Here is an 18,405-nt window from a genome sequence, read left to right on the forward strand (position 1 = left end):
GCAAAGGCAGGTACGGGCCAGACCATGACAACGTGATGCGCGATACGGAGCAGGGACAGCGGATTACCCAGTTCTGAAAACACCGGCCAGTGCAAAGGGTTGGCATGGCTTTCTCGACTGCACCTCAACCTGTGCAGCCTGTTTTGCACCCTAGCCACACATCGCGCAGGGCGCTACTGTCAGAACTGACAGGTGTAGACGAGTGGGGAGCCTACGTAAGCACGATCTCATACGGCTCGCGCATTCTTTCCAGCAACACCTGGGCCAGCATCGGTGGCAGGCCGATCTCCGGGTCACCGGCCAATTGGCTGGCGTAGGCATGGGCGGCATGGAGTTTGCGCGCCACGCTCCAGGTGTCCAGGCGCACCTTGCGCGCGCGCTGCCAGGGGATGATCGCCCCTTCGCGGGCAGGCCAGTGCCAGGCCCAGATCGGCAGTTCGTACAGCTGCGCGCCGACCAGGCTGCAGGCCTTGGCGCTGGCACGGCCGACGGCGTCGTGGTCCTCATTGCCGTCATTGCGCCAGGTGCTGAACACCACATCACCCGGTTGCAGGTAACGCGCAATGAAAGGGCTCAGCTGCGGTTCGCGGGCGGCGAGGGCGTTATCGCAAAAGCCGCCGCGGATCCACTTCAGGCTGTGCAGCGGCATGCCCAGGCGGCGCAGGGCCTCGGCACTTTCCTGGGGGCGGATCACGCTGAGGCGGCTGGCTGGCCACACGTTGGAACCTGGATGACTGGCGCTGCCGTCGGTGATGGAGATCAGTTGCAGCGGATGTTCCCGCGTGCTGAGTAACTGCAGCAAGCCGCCGCAGGCCAATACTTCGTCGCCGGGGTGAGGGGCGATAATCACCACGCGTGCGCCGCGCGGCACCAAAGCGGAAGGGGTAATGGGCGGGATTTGCGCCAGCTGTGGGGCGCTGTTCCAGATTTGAGCAGGGCCGCTACGGCCGTCGCTTAAGGAAGCAAGCTTCATGGGTGTCACATCCTTGTCGGTTGATGCTGGGTCGTGCCCCGTTGACGGGACGACGCTCTTTTATTCACCGCAGGCTCCGCCGCGGTGATGGCATGGCATTCCACTCCAGGAATGCCAGCAAGGCGTCCTCAGCATAGACAAGGATTGCCGGGTTTCACATTTTGTAACGTCGTTTTTTTAAGTGGCGTGCATCAGGGTCTTCAAATAGTCGCCGAAACCGCCTTGTGCACGGGCGTCCAGGCGCGCACTGGTGATCACTTGCGGGGTGTGGCTCCACGCGATAGAGGCGCCGCACAACTCAAGGTTGCGCACCAATTGGACATCCTCATGGCACGGCAGGGGGTCGAAACCACCGGCGCGAATATAAGCGCCGGCGCTTACCCCCAGGTTGGCACCGTGGATGTGCCGATGACCGTCCCGCGCCTCATAGCCTTGGTGATAGCGAATCTGCGCCGCCGGGTCGAAATCTTCACTCCAGGCATCCACCGTCACGGTGCCGCATACCGCGTCCACTCCCAGTGCCAGTTGGGCCACCAGCCAATCGGGCGCCACCCGGCTGTCGGCATCGGTGCAGGAGATCCAGCGCGCACCTTGATTGAGCAGGTGACGTGCGCCCACACCCCGCACATGGCCCACATTGCGCGCCTGGGCTTCCAGGCACTGCACCGGGTAGGCATGTGCAATCGCGGCACTGCCATCGCTGCAACTGTCGAGCACGACCAGGATAGTCACCGCTTCGCCCAACAGGCCAGGGTGGGCCGCGGCGATCAGTGCCGCTTTCAGGCAGTCGCCCAGCAACGCCTCTTCGTTATGTACCGGGATCAGAATGCCGATCATCGCAGGCCCTCAAGGGTAGCGACCGAGGTGCCATCGCAGCTCCACAGGTCGAGCAGAAAGTCATGTTCGTGATAGCTGGCCACCTGCGGCATCGCCAATCGTTGCTGCAGCAAGGCATGCACCTCTTCGGCGGTTTGCGGGCAGCCTGCGATAGGTGGACGCCAATGGCAGGCCAGTAACTGGCCGTCGGCGGTCAACGAGGCGCGGGCGCGATCGATCAACCGGCAGAGGTCTTCGGCATCCAGGTAGTAGCACAACTCGCTCAGCACGATCAGCTCGAACCGGCCGGTGGGCCACTGCTCGGGCAAACGGCTCTGCTGCACCTCGGCATGGGGGAAGCCGAGCAAGCGACTGCGCGCAAGGGCCACGGCCGCCGAGGCAGTGTCGCAACACAACAGGCGATCACAGCGGGCGGCCAGCTCAAAACTCAGTTCGCCATTGGCGCAACCCGGTTCAAACACCGAGGCATAGCGAGGCCGCGTGAGCATGGCCAAGGTCATCGCGCGTTTGCGTCGCTCGTACCAGCGTTGGCGAAAGGCCCAGGGGTCGTCGTTTTCGGCGAACAGTTGGTCGAAGTAAGGCGTAGCCACACTCATACGAATACCACTTCAAAGGGTTGCAACAGGCGCTCCACCACATAGGGCGCGAGCACGGGCGCCAGGCCGATCTGCGGGTCGCCTTCCAGTTGGCTGGCAAACGCATGGATGGCGTGGCGCTTACGGGCCACGGCTTCGCCGGTCAGCGGGATCTTGCGCGCGCGGTGCCAGGGCACCAGGCTGTTTTCCGGGGTTGCCCAGTGCCAGGTCCACACCGGCAACTCATACAGGGTGGCGCCTACCGCCTGGGCAGCCTTGGCGCTGGCACGGCCGACGGCCTCATGGTCGCAATGGCCGTCTTCGCGCCAGGTGGTGAACACCACATCGGTGGGTTTGAGGTAGCGCTGGATAAACGCGGCGAGTTCCGCTTCGCGAGCGGCCACCTGGCTGTCGGCAAACCCTGCGCGCAGCCATTTCAGGCTGTGCAGTGGCAAGCCGAGGCGATGCAGGGCCTGGGCGGACTCTTGAGGGCGCACCACGCTCAGGCGCTCCACCGACCAGCGCTGCGAGCCGGGGTGACTGGCGCTGCCATCGGTCACCGAAATCAGCTGGATCGGCCGGCCCAGCGCCGCCAATCCCTGCATCAACCCGCCGCACCCCAGCACTTCATCATCCGGATGGGGCGCGATTATCACGGCACGATGCCCTTCGGGAACCAATTGTTCGACGCTGATGTGGGGCAGCTCGGCCATTTTCGCTGAGGCCTGCCAGTGATGCAGCGGCGTGCCCTGGCCCACAATCGGGTTGGGTTTCATAACTGCCACCTCCCTGTGGAGTCGTCTGCGACCAATGCTCCGAGGCCTGCCAAGTCGCGCTCGGCATGGCTCTGACGCATATACACCGGCAAGTCCGCCATCAATTGGGCAAAATGCGGGTCCTTGCAGAAAGGCCCCGCGCCGACCGCGCGGCCGACGTGGTGCATCACTTGCTCAATGGTGTCTTCGATGCAGGCACGGGTCTGCTGAGCCAGTTCCCTGGCGTCGGCCTTGGGTGCGCGGTCGATCTGTTCGGCGCTGGCGCGCAGTACGCAGGCAGCGCTGTTCAATACGCTGTCGACGGCGCCGAGGTGGGCGAGGGCGTGCGGCTCGGGGCGCTTGCCGCAATGTTCGCGCAAGACTTCCGCCAGCCGTTGCGCCGCGCCGTACCAACAGGCGGCGATACCGATGCCGCCTTGCCAGAAACCGGGGCGGGCGAGGTAGTCGCCCGGTCCACCAACGGCCAGCCCCCACGCCCCGTCAAACACAATCTCCACACTGCCGGTGGCGGCCATGCCCACCGCGTTCCAGCCCTCGTCAGTGACGGTGATGCCGGGTTGATCCATGTGCACCGCTACCAACTGCTGCCGATCTTCTTCATCCCAGGCGGTCATCAACCCATGGCTGACCACCGCCGCGCCGGAGCACCAGGCTTTACGCCCTTGTACCCTGAGGCGATGACCCTCTTGCAGCACACGCACCTTGGCCGTTGGCGGCTCGGCCGCCCACATGCCCCATGTGCTGCCCAAGGGCGGCAAGGGGCTGTTGAGCTCGGCAATAATCGCCAAGGCATCGGTGTGGCCTTCGAACAGCTTGCACAGGCGCAGGTCATGGCCTGCCACCTGCGCCAAGCGGCTGAACCGCGCCAGTGTCTGGCCGCTGCCCGGCAAGGGCAGTTGGTCCAGGCCTTCCTCCTGAAGCGCCTTCAGGGCCGCGCCCAGGGCTTGCGTGTCCGCATAGCCCCGGTAGCCCTGAAGGAATCCATGCAAAGCCATCTCACACCTCGTCGTCACGCTGCAGTTCGAACAGCAGCAGCGAGCGGCCGGTCACCGCGTAATCGTGATCAAAGTCAAAGCGTTCCTGGCCGCGCACGGCCGGCTCGTTGGTGTCGAGCATGCAGGTCCAGAATTCACCTTGGGGCACCGACGGCAGGCGGAAATTGACCATATCGTGGTGCGCGTTGACCACCAGCAACAAGGTGGCATCGGCGCCAGGGCGGCGAATCCCGGTCTCTTGGGCGCGGCCATCCATCAGCATGCCCAGGCAGCGGCCGTTGCTGTCTTGCCACTGTTCGGTGGTCATCTCGTTGCCATCCGGCGCCAGCCAGGTGACGTCCTTCACGCCGATGTCTTCGTTGTAGTCGCCGACCAGGAAGCGCCCGCGACGCAGGATCGGATAGGCCAGGCGCAGCTTGATCAGGCGCTTGACGAACTTGAGCAGTGCCTTGCCGTCTTCGTCTAGGTCCCAGTTGATCCAACCGATCTCACTGTCCTGGCAGTAGGCGTTGTTATTACCGTGCTGAGTACGCGCAAATTCGTCACCGGCCACCAGCATCGGCGTGCCTTGGGACAGCAGCAGCGTGGCGAAGAAGTTACGCATCTGCCGCAGGCGCAGCGCGTTGATTTCCGGATCGTCCGTCGGGCCTTCGACACCGTGGTTCCACGACAGGTTGTTGTTGCTGCCGTCCTGGTTGTTCTCGTCGTTGGCTTCGTTGTGCTTGTCGTTGTACGACACCAGGTCGTGCAGGGTGAACCCGTCATGGGCGGTGATGAAGTTCACCGAGCTGTAAGGGCGGCGCCCACGGTGGTTGAACATCTCGCCGGAAGCGGTCATGCGGGCGGCAAAGTCGGCCAACTGGCTGTCGTCGCCTTTCCAGAATGCACGCACGGTGTCGCGGAAACGGTCGTTCCATTCCACCCAGCCCGGCGGGAAGTTGCCCACTTGGTATCCGCCGGGGCCACAGTCCCAGGGCTCGGCGATCATCTTCAACTGGCGCAGTACCGGGTCTTGGCGGCAGGCCACGAGGAAACTGTGGCGCTCGTCAAACCCATCGCGGTAGCGGCCAAGGATGGTCGCCAGGTCGAAGCGGAAACCGTCGACGTGCATCTCGGTCGCCCAGTAACGCAGCGAGTCGGTGACCATTTGCAACACGCACGGGTGGCTCAGGTCCAGGGTGTTACCGGTACCGGAATCATTGATGTAGAAACGCTTTTCATCCGGCATCAGGCGGTAGTACGAAGCGTTGTCGATACCGCGCATCGACAGGGTCGGACCGCGCTCGTTGCCCTCGGCGGTGTGGTTGTAGACCACGTCCAGGATCACTTCGAGCTTGGCTTCGTGCAGGTGCGCAACCATCTCCTTGAACTCAGCAATTTTGCCGCTGGCCAGGTAGCGTGGGTCGGGAGCAAAAAACGCGATGCTGTTGTAACCCCAGTAGTTGGTCATGCCTTTTTCCAGCAGGTGCTGGTCGTTGACAAAGGCGTGCACCGGCAGCAGTTCTACCGACGAAATACCCAGCTGGCGGATGTGCTTGAGCACGTCATCTTCCATCAGCCCGGCGCAGGTGCCGCGCACGGACTCGCCGACGGAAGGGTGACGCATGCTGATGCCGCGCAGGTGGGTTTCGTAGATGATCGTACGGTCCCACGGCACCCGTACCGGCTGATCGTTGCCCCAGGTGTGGGCCGGGTCGATCACCTTGCACTTAGGCACGAAGGGCGCGCTGTCGCGTTCGTCGAAGCTCAGGTCGTCATCCGGGTGGCCTATGGTGTAGCCGAACAGCGCCTCGGACCATTTGAGTTCGCCCACCAGCTGTTTGGCATAGGGGTCGATCAGCAATTTGTTGTGGTTGAAACGGTGGCCGTTGGCCGGGTCATACGCACCGTACACGCGGTAGCCGTAAATCAGCCCAGGGTGGGCGTCGGGCAGATAGCCGTGGAAGGTCTCGTCGGTGTATTCCGGTAGTTCGATGCGTTCCAGCTCGACCTCGCCGGAATCATCGAACAGGCACAACTCCACTTTGGTGGCGTTGGCCGAAAACAGTGCAAAGTTGACGCCCAGGCCATCCCAGGTCGCGCCAAGCGGGAAGGGCAAACCTTCACGGATCCGCGACGGCTCGTTGTCCGGCGTCGGTGGGGTTTTGTCGGGTTTGCTCATTGTGTTGCTCCTGCAAAGGTCTTTTTTCAGGCCGAGTGCGGCCGTGCTGACGAAATTTCAGCTGACAATATGGAAAATGAAATCACCCCTTGCCGACGGCGCCGGCAAGAGGCTCGGGTTCAAGGCTTGGGCTTTTTCGGCGCAGGTGGTTTCTTCGCCGCCGGTGGTGCTGGCTTACTGGCGGCCGGTGCGGCCGGCTTGGATTTTGGCGGGGGCTTGGGTGCGCTTGCCTTGGGCTTGGCAGTGGGCTTGGGCTTGCTCGGCGTCAGCGCTTCGGCTTCCGCCAGCTTGCGCGCCATCTCCCAGTGTCGCGCGTCATCGCCGTGGGGTTTGCCCTCAGACTCCCAGATCTGATGTGCCAGTTCGCGTATGCGTTTGTCTTCAGTACTCATCACAATGCTCCTCGCAGAAAATTTCAGCTTTCTTGATCATCAGGATTGATAAAGACATTGACCGGGAAATCCCCCAGGGCAGTGCTGATCAACAGCTCCTTGTTTGGTGTGACTGCGCCTGTATGAAAAAGTCCCTTCCAGTTTTGAGTTGTCACGGCGAACGGTAATTTCACCCGTGTATCGCCCCAAACCCGCGCATTGACCTGAGGGTGCACACCGTTTTCAAGCAGCGCGTGCGACCAGCGTGGTACCACCACCAGCACGTATTTGCCCTGATGCTCGCGGGCGAAAGCGACCACCCGTTCGGCGTGCGTGCCGACCACTTCCAGCGGTGTATATGCGCCGCTGCGGAACAGTTCGGGATGGGCTTTACGCAAGCCCAACACCTGAGCAATCAACGCCTGTTTGATGCGCCCGTCGCGCCAGTTGAACAACAGTTCACCGAGGTCCGGCGGAGTATCCAGCGCCTGTTGCCGTGCGTTGAAATCCACCGGGCGGCGGTTGTCCGGATCCACCAGGCTGAAGTCCCAGAACTCGTCGCCCTGGTACAGGTCCGGCACACCCGGTACGGTGATGCGAAGCAAGGATTGCGCCAGGCCGTTGAGCGCACCGGCCGGGGCGATCACCTGGGCGGCGTTGCCAATCGCGGTGCGCAGTTCGCGCCCCTCATCAGTGAGCAGCAGCCGCGAGAGGAAGGCTTCGACGCCTTGCTCATATGCTTCGTTGGGCGCGCTCCAGCTGCTCTGCAACTTGGCTTCGCGCAGGGCTTTTTGCTGCCATTGCCACAGGCGTTGCTGGTAACCCTCGAAGTCGGCGTCCTGGTCCAGCGGCCAACTGCCCAGCAGGGCCTGATAGAGGATCAATTCATCGCCGGCTGACGGGGTATTCGCGTCAACCCGCAGCGGCGCGGCGAGGCTGCGCCAATGCTCGACCTGTTCGACATACCACGGCGCGCACTCACTCAGCACGGCCAGGCGCGCGCGGGTATCTTCGCCGCGCTTGTGGTCGTGGGTGGCGGTGGCCAGCAGGTTGTCGGGAAAGGTCTGCAAACGGTGCTGGTTGACCGCATGGAAGTCGGCCAAGGGCGCACTGAACTGTTCGGTGCTGAAGCCCACGTCGTTGCGCGACAGCAGCACCGCCGAACGATAGAACGCGGTGTCTTCCACCGCTTTAGCGGCGGCGGGCGAGGTCAGTTGCTGGAAGCGCACGCAGGCATGCTTGAGGATCTTGCGCTCACGGCCCACCGGGCGATTGCGCCAGGGCTGGCCGCCGAGCCAATTTTCCAGGTGCTCAAGTACCGGCCAGTCGCCTTCGCCCAAGGTCGTGCGCGCGCCGTCCATGGCCTGCTGGAACACCTTGTCGTCGGCGGCGCTACGGCCACGGGCGCTGATGTAGGTGCGGTACACCGGGAAGTGCACGATCAGTTCCTGCAAGGCCCGGCGGATGGCCCCGAGAGTCAGGTCGCGGGTCATCACGTCGTCGCGGGCCACTTGCAGCAGGGCCTGGGCCACGCTTTCAAAGTCACCGCCGAGGGAGCCATTGAGGATCTGCTGGCGTGCCAGCCGCGCTTCCTCGATAAACGCCGCAGGCCGTTCGCTGTGGCGTGTCCACAGCTCGGCCAACGGTTCGAAGCCGTCCGGCTGGTGTTGCAGCAGCGACAACTGGTTCATGAATTCGTAGCCGGTGGTGCCGTCCACTTGCCAGTCTTCACGCAGGGTTTCGCCCTCGCCGAGGATCTTCTCGACGAAGATCGGCAAGTGCCGCTCCGGCACCAGCGAATCCACGCGACGGCGCAGCTTGCGGCAATACCCGCGCGGGTCGGCCAGGCCGTCGATATGGTCGATGCGCAGGCCATCCACCAAGCCTTCGCTGATCAGTTCGAAGATCTTGCCATGGGTGGCTTCGAACACCGCGGTACGCTCTACGCGCAGGCCGCCGAGTTCGTTGACATCGAAGAAGCGCCGCCAGTTGATGTCATCCGCCGCCGTGCGCCAGCTGGCCAGGCGGTAGGCCTGTTGTTCCAGCAGTTGATGCAGGCGCTTGAAGCCTTCGGGCTGGCGCCCGTCGAAGGTGGTCAGCCGCTGCTCGATGGCCGGCAGCACCTCGGTGGCGCGTTCAGCCAGGGCCTGTTTGAGCCACGCCGCCTCGTGGTAGGCGTCTTCCTGATGGGCGAGGGCGGTGAAGCGCTCGGCCAATGGCTTGAGCGGCGCCTCGGTGCCCAGGATCGCCGCGTAGTCCTTTGGACAGATCGGGAAGCGGTGTTCGTAATGCTCAACGTAGAACGCGCCGTGGGGGGCGTCGAACTGCAACGTCAGGGTGCCGGCCTGCAGGGCTTCGCCGTAGTCGCTGCCGAGGAACGGCATCAGCAATTGGCCCTTGAGCAGCGGGTCGGGCGAGTGCCATTGAATATCGAAGAACTCGCTGTAGGGGCTCAGTCGCCCCCATTCCAGCAGGTCCAGCCACCAAGGGTTGTCGGCGCCGCCCACGGCCATGTGGTTGGAAACGATATCGAGGATCAGGCCCATCTTGTGTTCACGCAGCGCCGCGACCAGGCGGCGCAGGGCGGGTTCGCCGCCCAGCTCCGGGTTGACGCTGGTGGGGTCGACCACATCGTAGCCATGCATGGACCCGGCACGGGCGCTGAGCAGCGGCGAGGCATACAGGTGACTGATGCCCAACTGGGCGAAATACGGCACCAGGGGCACCGCATCATCGAGGGTAAAACCTTTATGGAATTGCAGGCGCTGGGTCGCGCGCAGGGGCAGTGCGTTCATCGGTCACGCTCATAGGCTTGGTTGCGCGCGACGGCCAACAGCTCGAGGCGGCGGGCGGCACCGGCATTGTCGAGCAGGCTGGAAGCCTCGCCCGGCAGGCGGCGACGCCAATTGGGATGGGTGTCGGTGGTGCCGGGCAGGTTGGCTTGTTCCTCCACCCCGAGGGCATCCTCCAACGGCAACAGCACCAAGGGCGCGCGGGTGTGGCCGAGGTAGCGCGCACTGGCGTCGATCATATGGTCGGTTTCATTGCGGATTTCTTCGACGAAGTTCTGCGGGTCCTGGCTCAAGGCCTGGCGCAGTGCCTGGCGTTCGCGCAGGCGGTGTTCACTCCATTGCTCCACCGTGGGCGCGTCGATCAGGCCGAGCTGGATGTTCCAGTCGATATCGCGGCTGTGCCACCAACCGTTCAGGGTCGGCAAATCATGGGTGCTGGTGGTGGCCAGGGCGTTGTCCGGCCAGTCGAGGATCGGCGTGAACCGGCCCTCGTGGTTTTGCTCGAACAGCAACACACGCATGCCCAGGATCGAGCGCGCGATGAGTTTTTCACGCAGGCCATCCGGCACCGTGCCCAAGTCTTCACCGAGCACAATGGCCTGGTGACGGTGGGACTCCAGCGCCAACAGCCGCAACAGGTCATCCACCGGGTAATACAGGTAGGCGCCTTCGCGCGGCGAGGCGTCCATGGGGATCACCCACAGGCGTTGCAGGCCCATCACATGGTCGATGCGCAAGCCGCCGGCATGGGCAAAGTTGGCGCGCAGCATTTCGATAAAGGCGCGAAAACCATTGCGCTTGAGACCTTCGGGCGAGAAGGCGGAAATCCCCCAGCCCTGGCCGGCACGGTTGAGAATGTCGGGCGGCGCACCGACGGTCAGGTCGGCCAGCAATTCATCCTGGCGGCTCCAGGCCTGGCTGCCACCGCCGTCGGCGCCCACCGCGAGGTCGGCGATCAAGCCCACGCCCATGCCGCTGCCGCGCGCAGCTTGTTGCGCGCGCTCAAGGCAACGGGCGATCAGCCATTGGCTGAAGGCGAAGTAGCCGATCTCATCGCGATTGTCTTCGGCGAACTGCGCCAGTGCCGGGCTCTGCGGGCTGCGCCAGTCTTCGGGCCAGTGGCGCCAGTCGAGTGCTTCACCCGCCGCTGCGCGAGCCGCTTGCACGGCTTCGAAGCGGCAATGGTTTTCCAGCGCCTCGCCACCGGCCTGGCGGAAACTGAGGAAGTCGGCGTGTTGTGGGTGTTGGCCGTGACGGAAGTCTTCATAAAGTGCACGCAACAGGCGTTGCTTGGCCTTGGCAGCGGCGGGCCAGTCGATCAGGGTGTGTTGCTCCAGCGCGTGCAGTTCATCCTCCAGGCCGAGGGACTCGATCGCGTTGCGCACTTCGCGTTCACCCAGGATGCAGCCCGGGGAGGCGTACAAACTGTTGAGGAACAACCGGCTCGATGGCGAATACGGGCTGTAGCGCCCGGTGTCGGCGCTGAACATCGCATGCATCGGGCTGATGGCCAGGGCATCGGCGCCGCGTTCGGCCGCCGAGCGGGCCAGGTGCTCCAAGGCCAGGGTATCGCCAAAACCGCCGTCGCCCAGGCGGCGCAGGCCATACAGTTGCGCGCTGAGGCCCCAGGCGCGGGCCGGTTGGGTATCGACCGCTTCGGCGACGCTGTAGCAATGCGTGGGGGCGACGGCCAGGGTGAAGACCTGGTCGGCGATATGCACTTGGTGATAACCCAGGGCAATGACGCCTGGCAGGACGGCGTTGCCATCGAGCCGCAGTTCCAGGGTGTCGCCGTCTTCCAGGCTGACCCGGCACAGGGTGTCCGGTTCGAAGTAGCGCGCCAGGTCGAGGCCGTCACCACTGTCGATGGTCAGTAAGGGCGGCAGGTGTTTGTCTTGTTGCACCCGCTCCAGTTCAAGCAGGCTGGCGTCGATCTCTGCGTCACTGTCGGCCGGGTGGCCCAGGCCTTTGAGAACGGCGCGCAGGGCGTCGGGTGTTACACGTTGCGGGCGGCCGTTTGCGTCGATCCAATCGACGGCCAGGCCCGCTCGGCTGGCGAGTATTTCAAGGTTCGCTTCACTCAAGGGTGCTCTCCAACAGGGGATAGGGTGATGCGTGCGCTGTACGGCGGCAGAGATGGGCCAGCGTTGGCAGGCGTTTGAAAAAGGACCGGCTCCGTGGCGGGGTGATCCAGCGGCACGGCGCTCAAGTTGAGGTCGATCCGCAGCACACTGCCGTTACCCAGGCGCCAACGGGCGCTGACGGCGTGATCGGCCAGGACCTGAGCGCCCAGCGCGACACTGCCGGGCAGGTGCGGCACGAGATGCCGGTGGCGCAGGCTCAGCAGTTGGCGATAGAGCTGGGTGTGTTCGTTCTCGTCGAAGCTGGGCGTGGTTTGCAAAAAGGTCGGCAGGGCATTGGGATCGGGAATGCGTTCGCGCCGCTCCGGGTCCTGGAACGCGGCGAAATCCTTGAATTCATTGCGTCGACCTTCACGCACCGCCTCGGCCAGCTCGCCATGGTGATCGGTGAAAAACAGGAAAGGCTCGCTGGCGTTGACCTCATCACCCATGAACATCAGCGGGATCATCGGCGACAGCAGCAGCAGGGCGGTCGCCGCCTTCAAGGCCTGCGGCGAGCAAAGCTGATGCAGGCGCTCGCCCAGGGCACGGTTGCCGATCTGGTCATGGTTTTGCAGGAACGCCACGAACGCGCTCGGTGGCAGGTGCCCACTCGGTTCGCCACGCACATGGCCATGCCGGGTTGTATGGCCTTGGTAGATAAAGCCTTCGCCCAGGCAGCGGGCCAATTTAGCGGTCGGGTCTTGGGCGAAGTCGCTGTAATACGCATCGGTTTCGCCGGTCAACAGCACGTGCAACACATTATGGAAATCATCATTCCACTGCGCGTTGAAATCGTGCTGCAGGAGCCCGGCCTGGTTGAGCTCGTTTTCGAGCATCAGCCAGACATGGCGGCCTGTGTCCACCTGCTCGCGCACGCGGTGCGCCAGTTCCTTCAGGAACTCCGGGTTATCGATGGCGTGTACCGCGTCCAGGCGCAGGCCGTCGAAGCGGTATTCGAGCAACCACATCAATGCGTTATCGAGGAAGAAGTCCCGCACTTCACGCCGGTTGAAATCGATGCCGGCGCCCCATGGCGTGTGCACGTCTTCCTGGAAGAACCCCTTGGCGTACTGGCCCAGGTAATTGCCGTCGGGCCCGAAGTGGTTGTAGACCACGTCGAGAATCACCGCCAGGCCATGTTCGTGGGCGCTGTCGATCAGGTGCTTTAGCTGTTCGGGCGTACCGTAGGAGGCTTGGGGTGCATAGGGCAGGACCCCGTCGTAGCCCCAGTTGCGATCGCCGGGGAACTGCGCCAACGGCATCAATTCAATCGCGGTAACGCCCAACTCGGCCAGGCGTGGCAGGTGTTTCTCAATGCCGGCATAACCCCCCATGGCACCGACGTGCAGTTCATAGATGACTGCCTCGTGCCAGGGGCGGCCTTGCCAGTTGCTGTGACGCCATTGATAGGCGAGGGAGTCGACCACTACGCTCCAACCGTGCACATCCGAGGCCTGGGCCCTGGAGGCGGGATCGGGTACGTCCATCTCCCCATCGATATTGAAGCGGTAGCGCGTGCCCGCCGGGCACGCTATTTCGGTTTCAAACCAGCCTTCTGCCTGGGGCAGCATGGCGACGGACTTGCCGTTTTCCAATTCAACGCTGACATAAAACGCGTCTGGCGCCCACAAGGCGAAACGCGTGTGTTGCGCGTCCAGCATGATTGCGCCGTGGGGCCAGGTTTCCAGAGTCCGTAACGGCATCTATAAAAACCTCCCTTTGATTATTTAGCGGATTTCCCCAGTGCTTTAGCCACCAGTTGCTCATACAGTTCGGCGTAGGGTTCCACCGCCTGGCTCCAGTTGAACGGTTGGGTCATCGCCCGGCAGCGCATGGCGTTGAGCAAGCCAGGGAAGGCAAACACCTTGAACGCGCGGCTCAAGGCTTCTTTGTAGCTGTCGACCGTGGACTCATTGAACAGGAAGCCGGTGACACCGTTTTCAATGGTGTCAGCCAAGCCACCGGTGTTACGTGCGACGGGCAGCGAACCGAAGCGCTGGGCGTACATTTGGCTCAGGCCGCAGGGCTCGTAACGCGACGGCATCAGCAGGAAATCGCTGCCGGCGAACATGCGCCGGGCGTCGGTCTCGTTGAAGCCGATGCGCACGCCGATCTGGCCCGGAAAGCGCAATGCCAGTTCACGCATGGCGTTTTCTTCTTCAGGCTCACCCCGGCCGATAATCGCGATCTGGCCGCCTTGTTCGACGATAAAGCTGGCAACGGCTTCGGTAAGGTCCAGGCCTTTCTGGAAGACCAGGCGCGAGACCACGGCGAACAGCGGCCCTGTCGAGTCGTGGAGGCCGAACAGGTTGCGCACCTGCGCGGCGTTCACCGCCTTGCCTTCCCAATCGCCAATATTGAAGTTGTGCGTCAGGTGGGGGTCGGTGGAGGTTTCCCAGCTGTCTTCGATGCCGTTGGGGATGCCGCTGAGCAAGCCTTGCTGGGTCTTGCTGGCCAAAAAGCCATCCAGCCCGCAGCCGAATTCAGGCGTGGTGATTTCCTGGGCGTAGGTGGCGCTCACGGTGGTGATATGGCTGGAATACGCCATGCCGGCCTTGAGAAACGACATCTTGCCGTAGAACTCCATGCCTTCCTGTTGTAAGGCGTGGGGTGGAATGCCCAGCTCCGGCGTGGAGGCCAGGCTGACGACGCCCTGATACGCCAGGTTATGGATGGTGAACAGGGTCGGGGTGCGTGACCCACGCCAGTGCATATAGGCCGGCGCCAGGCCAGCGGGCCAGTCGTGGGCGTGCACCAGGTCCGGGCACCAGTGGATCTGCGCCAAGTTCGCGGCCATGTCGGCGGCGGCCAGGCCCAGGCGTGCGAAACGAATATGGTTGTCCGGCCAGTCGCGGCCGTTGTTGGCGCCGTAGGGCGTACCTTCACGCTCGTAGAGTTCGGGGCAGATCAGTACATAGATGACCAGGCCGTCCTTGAGGTCCATCCGCCCGATCTTGCACGGCGGCAGCGCAGCGTGGCCGCCCAGCTCACCGATGATATGGATCGGGTTGTCGCTCTCCATCACCTGCGGATAGCCAGGGATCAGCACCCGCACATCGTGCAGGTGAGCCATGGCGCGGGGCAGCGCAGCGGACACATCGCCCAGGCCGCCGGTTTTCACCAGATCGGCGAATTCAGAGGTGACAAACAGCACTTTCTTGCGATTGGGATTGTGACTCGGGACCGGCCGCACCGTGTTGAGGTCAACCAAAGAGGTCGACCCGCCAACTGGCTGACTAACACGCTCTCCCTGAATACTTGCAGCGGCACTGATCATAGTTCTCTCCACGTGTTGGTCGGCTAATGGCCCGCTGCCACTAGCTCCGATGACCGCATCCTGCGGCCAGGCGCAAGCGCATAACGCCCTTTGAATAGTTGGGGCAAGGCGTATGCCAGTTGCACGGTTAGCTCAAAAAGAATGGATAGACGGCATCTGGTATGAACCGCATGTGCGCGCCTTACCCTAAACCTGACCTATGGCAGAGTTGTAAAGTTTCGATTTTTTCGCGGGGCTTTTGTTTTGAAACGGACCCATCGGTCATCAGTCTAGGACATATCCTAGAGCCTGTAGGGTTTTCGAGAAGATTTTGTAGGACAAAATACTTTTAACGTTATGCCCTGGTATTGGGGAAGGGGTCTGTAGTGAGCGGGCTTGTCCCGCGCTGGAGTGCGAAGGGCTCCTTATAGGGCGTACCCGGTGCAATGAGTGCCACCGAGGTGTTTGGTTTTGGGGCCGCTTCGCGCCCCAGCGTGGGGCAAGCCCACTCACTACATTGGTGCGTTAGCCGAGCGTGCGAATGGGCGCGCCGTTCGCCCAGGCTTGAATGTCTTCGATCATTTGCGAGTAGAACTGCCGGTAATTCTGCTCGCTCACGTAGCCCACGTGCGGGGTGGCCAGTACCTTTGGCAAGCGGCGGAAGGGATGATCCGCGGGCAGCGGCTCTTGGGCATACACGTCCAGCGCCGCACCGGCCAGGCGGCCGCTTTCGAGGGCCTGCACCAGCGCCTGCTCATCCACGATCGGCCCCCGCGCGGTGTTGACCAGGCGTGCGCTGGGCTTCATCCAGCCCAGCGCTTGCGCGTCCACCAAGCCACGGGTGCGGTCACTGAGCACCAGGTGCACGGTGAGAATGTCCGCCTGTTCGAACAAGGCTTGCTTGCTGACCCACGTCACGCCTGACTCGGCGGCCCGTTCCGGGGTGAGGTTTTCACTCCAGGCAATGACACGCATGCCGAACACCTGGGCAAACTGCGCGACTTTCTGGCCGATACTGCCCAGCCCGAGAATCCCCAGGGTCTTGCCATACAGATCGCCGCCCAGGCCGATCTGCCAGTGGCCGGCGCGCAGCGAATGGGCCTCAGCCACCAGGTCACGCGTGGAAGCCATGATCAACGCCCAGGTCAATTCCGGCGCCGCGTGTTTATAGCTGTCGGTGCCACAGACCTGGATACCCAAGGCCTTGGCCGCGGGAATGTCGATCGCGGCGTTGCGCATGCCGCCGGTCACCAGCAATTTAAGCGCGGGCAGGCCTTGCAGCAGGGCTTTGTCGAAGGTAGAACGCTCACGCATCACACAAATGACCTCGAAGCCCTGCAAGCGCTCGATCATGGCGGCGGTATCCGCCGGGTAATCGTGCAGGAAATGCACCTGGCCCACGGCCGCAAGGACCGACCAATCCACCACGCCACTGGCCACATTCTGCCAATCATCAATGACCGCGATCTGTACCGACATCCACGAGTGCCTCGAAAAAGGTTGGACTAAAGGGCGTTAAGGCCCTGCAACAGTGCTTTGTGAAACTGGGCGGGTTCTTCCATTTGCGGTGCGTGCCCAAGGCCCGGGAATTCCACCAGGGTTGCATGGGGGATCAGCTTGGCCGCTTGCTTGCCCAGCACGGCATAGTCGCCAAGCGTGGCCTTGACCGCCGGCGGCGCGATGTCTTTGCCGATGGCGGTGTTGTCCGACGTGCCGATCAGCAGCAGCGTGGGCATCTGCAGGTCCTTGAACTCGTAGTACACCGGCTGGGTGAAGATCATGTCGTAAATCAACGCCGAGTTCCATGCCACCTGCGTATGCCCGGGGCCGTTGCTCAGGCCGGCGTACATGTCCACCCACCGCTCGTACTCCGGCTTCCAGCGCCCGACATAATAGGTGTTGAGTTGGTAGTTGCGAATGCCTTCGGCGCTGACCTTCAGCTCCCGCTCATACCACTGGTCAACGCTGAGCGAGGGCACGCCCAACGCTTTCCAGTCCTCCAGGCCGATCGGGTTGACCATCGCCAGCTGTTCGGTTTGCTCGGGGTACATGAGGGCGTAGCGCGTGGCGAGCATGCCGCCGGTGGAATGGCCGAGGAGGGTGGCCTTTTGAATACCGAGCTTTTCCAGCAGTTGGTGGGTGTTAAGCGCCAGTTGCTGGAAGCTGTACTGGTAATGATCGGGCTTGCTGGAACTGCAGAATCCGATCTGGTCCGGCGCGATCACCCGGTAGCCGGCGTCGCTCAAGGCCTTGATCGAACCTTCCCAGGTGGCGCCGCAGAAGTTCTTGCCGTGCATCAGCACCACGCTGCGACCGTTGGCCTGACCTTTGGCGGGGACGTCCATATAGCCCATTTGCAAGGACTTGCCCTGGGATTGAAACGCGAAATGCGTGAGCGGATAGGGGTATTCGAAGCCTTGCAGTTCGGGACCGTAGGTCGCGGCGAACACCGGGGCGGCAGTGGCTGTGAGCAGGCCGGCGATACAAAAAGCGCGGATCAGAGGCATTGGCTGGGCTCCGAGAAGGGTATTCAGATGCTGTTGCGAGACGATTAAGTGGGGATTAACACCCACTGCAAGGTGATCGCCGCGAGCACGCCATAACGCAGGCCTTTGGCCAGGGTCACCAGTAGCAGGAATCGCCACAGTGGCTCGCGCATCACCCCGGCCACCAGTGTCAGCGGGTCGCCAATGATCGGCAGCCAACTGAGCAGCAACGTCCAATGCCCCCAGCGCTCGTAATGGTTGCGGGCTTTTTCCAGTTGCTTGTCGTTGATGGGAAACCAGCGCCGTTGCTTGAAGTGCTCCACCCAGCGGCCCAGCCACCAGTTCACCACTGAGCCCAGCACATTGCCCAACGTGGCAATGCCCAGCAACAGCCAGAGGCTGTAATGGCCGCTGAGGAGCAGGCCGACCAATACCGCTTCCGATTGCAGGGGTAATAATGTCGCGGCGCCAAACGCCGCGAAAAATAACCCCAGGTAGCCCGCAATCATTGTGCCGGGTATTGCGCCACCACCACATCTTTGCCTTCACGGGTCAGGCCGATGACTTGATAGGCCTCGCTGCGGCCTTCCACCTCCATGCCGGGCGAGCCCATGGGCATGCCCGGCGCGGCGACGCCCAGCAGGTCGTTGCGTTTGCGCAAGGCCAGCACCTGTTCGGCAGGCACATGGCCTTCGACGAATTTTCCGTCGATCACGGCGGTATGGCAGGAGCCCAGGCGCGGCGCCACGCCCAGGCGTTGTTTGACCGCACTCATGTCGGTTTCGACGTGGTCATTGACCTTGAAACCGTTGCTTTCCAGGTGGCTGATCCATTTTTTGCAGCAACCGCAGTTGGCGTCGCGGTGCACGTCAATGGGGATCAGGTCGGCAGCCTGGGCCAGGGTGGCGGTGAAGAGGGTTGAAAGCAGGGCCAATCGCAATCGGGTTTTCATGGTGGGGCTCGTCGGTCGGTGAACATCGTCAGGATGCAGGCGATCATGACGACGTCAGCGCAGGCAAGCCAGCTTCCACCGAGGGGTGTGTGTGGCGGTAATGTTTCC

15 protein-coding genes are annotated in these 18,405 nt (G+C 62.9%); all 15 read right to left on the minus strand.

What is annotated here, in order from left to right:
- Positions 1-211: 211 nt before the first annotated feature.
- Entirely contained in the window at positions 212-973 is a 762-nt protein-coding gene (locus AO064_RS12355) for a PIG-L deacetylase family protein (RefSeq protein ID WP_064053470.1), read from the minus strand.
- Positions 974-1,150: 177 nt separating this feature from the next.
- The gene (locus AO064_RS12360) at positions 1,151-1,810 is read right to left on the minus strand and encodes a glycosyltransferase family 2 protein (protein ID WP_064053471.1); all 660 of its coding nucleotides are present in this window, start codon (positions 1,808-1,810) and stop codon (positions 1,151-1,153) included.
- Positions 1,807-2,406, minus strand: coding sequence for an SAM-dependent methyltransferase (locus AO064_RS12365; RefSeq protein WP_012724529.1), 600 nt, complete (start codon positions 2,404-2,406; stop codon positions 1,807-1,809). Before AO064_RS12365 ends, AO064_RS12360 begins: the two co-directional genes overlap by 4 nt.
- Complete coding sequence (locus AO064_RS12370) at positions 2,403-3,161, minus strand: PIG-L deacetylase family protein (RefSeq protein ID WP_064053472.1); 759 nt, start codon at positions 3,159-3,161, stop codon at positions 2,403-2,405. Before AO064_RS12370 ends, AO064_RS12365 begins: the two co-directional genes overlap by 4 nt.
- Positions 3,158-4,156 (minus strand): acyl-CoA dehydrogenase family protein, encoded by a 999-nt coding sequence (locus AO064_RS12375; protein ID WP_064053473.1) that lies wholly within the window; start codon positions 4,154-4,156, stop codon positions 3,158-3,160. The genes AO064_RS12370 and AO064_RS12375 overlap by 4 nt, the downstream gene beginning before the upstream one ends.
- Position 4,157: 1 nt before the next feature.
- Positions 4,158-6,317, minus strand: coding sequence for a glycogen debranching protein GlgX (gene glgX / locus AO064_RS12380; protein WP_064053474.1), 2,160 nt, complete (start codon positions 6,315-6,317; stop codon positions 4,158-4,160).
- A 119-nt stretch (positions 6,318-6,436) separates the two neighbouring features.
- Entirely contained in the window at positions 6,437-6,709 is a 273-nt protein-coding gene (locus AO064_RS12385; RefSeq protein WP_064053475.1) for a DUF2934 domain-containing protein, read from the minus strand.
- A 23-nt stretch (positions 6,710-6,732) separates the two neighbouring features.
- The gene (locus tag AO064_RS12390; RefSeq protein WP_064053476.1) at positions 6,733-9,483 is read right to left on the minus strand and encodes a malto-oligosyltrehalose synthase; all 2,751 of its coding nucleotides are present in this window, start codon (positions 9,481-9,483) and stop codon (positions 6,733-6,735) included.
- Positions 9,480-11,564: a 4-alpha-glucanotransferase gene (malQ, locus tag AO064_RS12395; protein WP_064053477.1), complete on the minus strand. Its 2,085-nt coding sequence runs from the start codon at positions 11,562-11,564 to the stop codon at positions 9,480-9,482. Before malQ ends, AO064_RS12390 begins: the two co-directional genes overlap by 4 nt.
- The gene (gene treZ, locus AO064_RS12400; protein WP_064053478.1) at positions 11,561-13,306 is read right to left on the minus strand and encodes a malto-oligosyltrehalose trehalohydrolase; all 1,746 of its coding nucleotides are present in this window, start codon (positions 13,304-13,306) and stop codon (positions 11,561-11,563) included. Before treZ ends, malQ begins: the two co-directional genes overlap by 4 nt.
- Before the next feature lie 20 nt (positions 13,307-13,326).
- Positions 13,327-14,880 carry a glycogen synthase GlgA gene (gene glgA, locus AO064_RS12405; RefSeq protein ID WP_080567197.1) on the minus strand — a complete coding sequence of 518 codons (1,554 nt, stop codon included), beginning with the start codon at positions 14,878-14,880 and terminating at the stop codon, positions 13,327-13,329.
- Between the two features lie 504 nt (positions 14,881-15,384).
- Positions 15,385-16,338: a D-2-hydroxyacid dehydrogenase family protein gene (locus tag AO064_RS12410; protein ID WP_064053479.1), complete on the minus strand. Its 954-nt coding sequence runs from the start codon at positions 16,336-16,338 to the stop codon at positions 15,385-15,387.
- 26 nt (positions 16,339-16,364) lie between these two features.
- On the minus strand, positions 16,365-17,366 hold the full coding sequence (locus AO064_RS12415) for an alpha/beta fold hydrolase (RefSeq protein ID WP_064053480.1): 1,002 nt from the start codon (positions 17,364-17,366) through the stop codon (positions 16,365-16,367).
- 44 nt (positions 17,367-17,410) lie between these two features.
- Positions 17,411-17,854 (minus strand): YqaA family protein, encoded by a 444-nt coding sequence (locus AO064_RS12420; RefSeq protein ID WP_012724519.1) that lies wholly within the window; start codon positions 17,852-17,854, stop codon positions 17,411-17,413.
- Positions 17,851-18,297 (minus strand): DUF411 domain-containing protein, encoded by a 447-nt coding sequence (locus AO064_RS12425; RefSeq protein WP_012724518.1) that lies wholly within the window; start codon positions 18,295-18,297, stop codon positions 17,851-17,853. Before AO064_RS12425 ends, AO064_RS12420 begins: the two co-directional genes overlap by 4 nt.
- Positions 18,298-18,405: the final 108 nt, after the last annotated feature.

This window comes from Pseudomonas marginalis, from assembly GCF_001645105.1.
Taxonomy (GTDB): domain Bacteria; phylum Pseudomonadota; class Gammaproteobacteria; order Pseudomonadales; family Pseudomonadaceae; genus Aquipseudomonas; species Aquipseudomonas petroselini.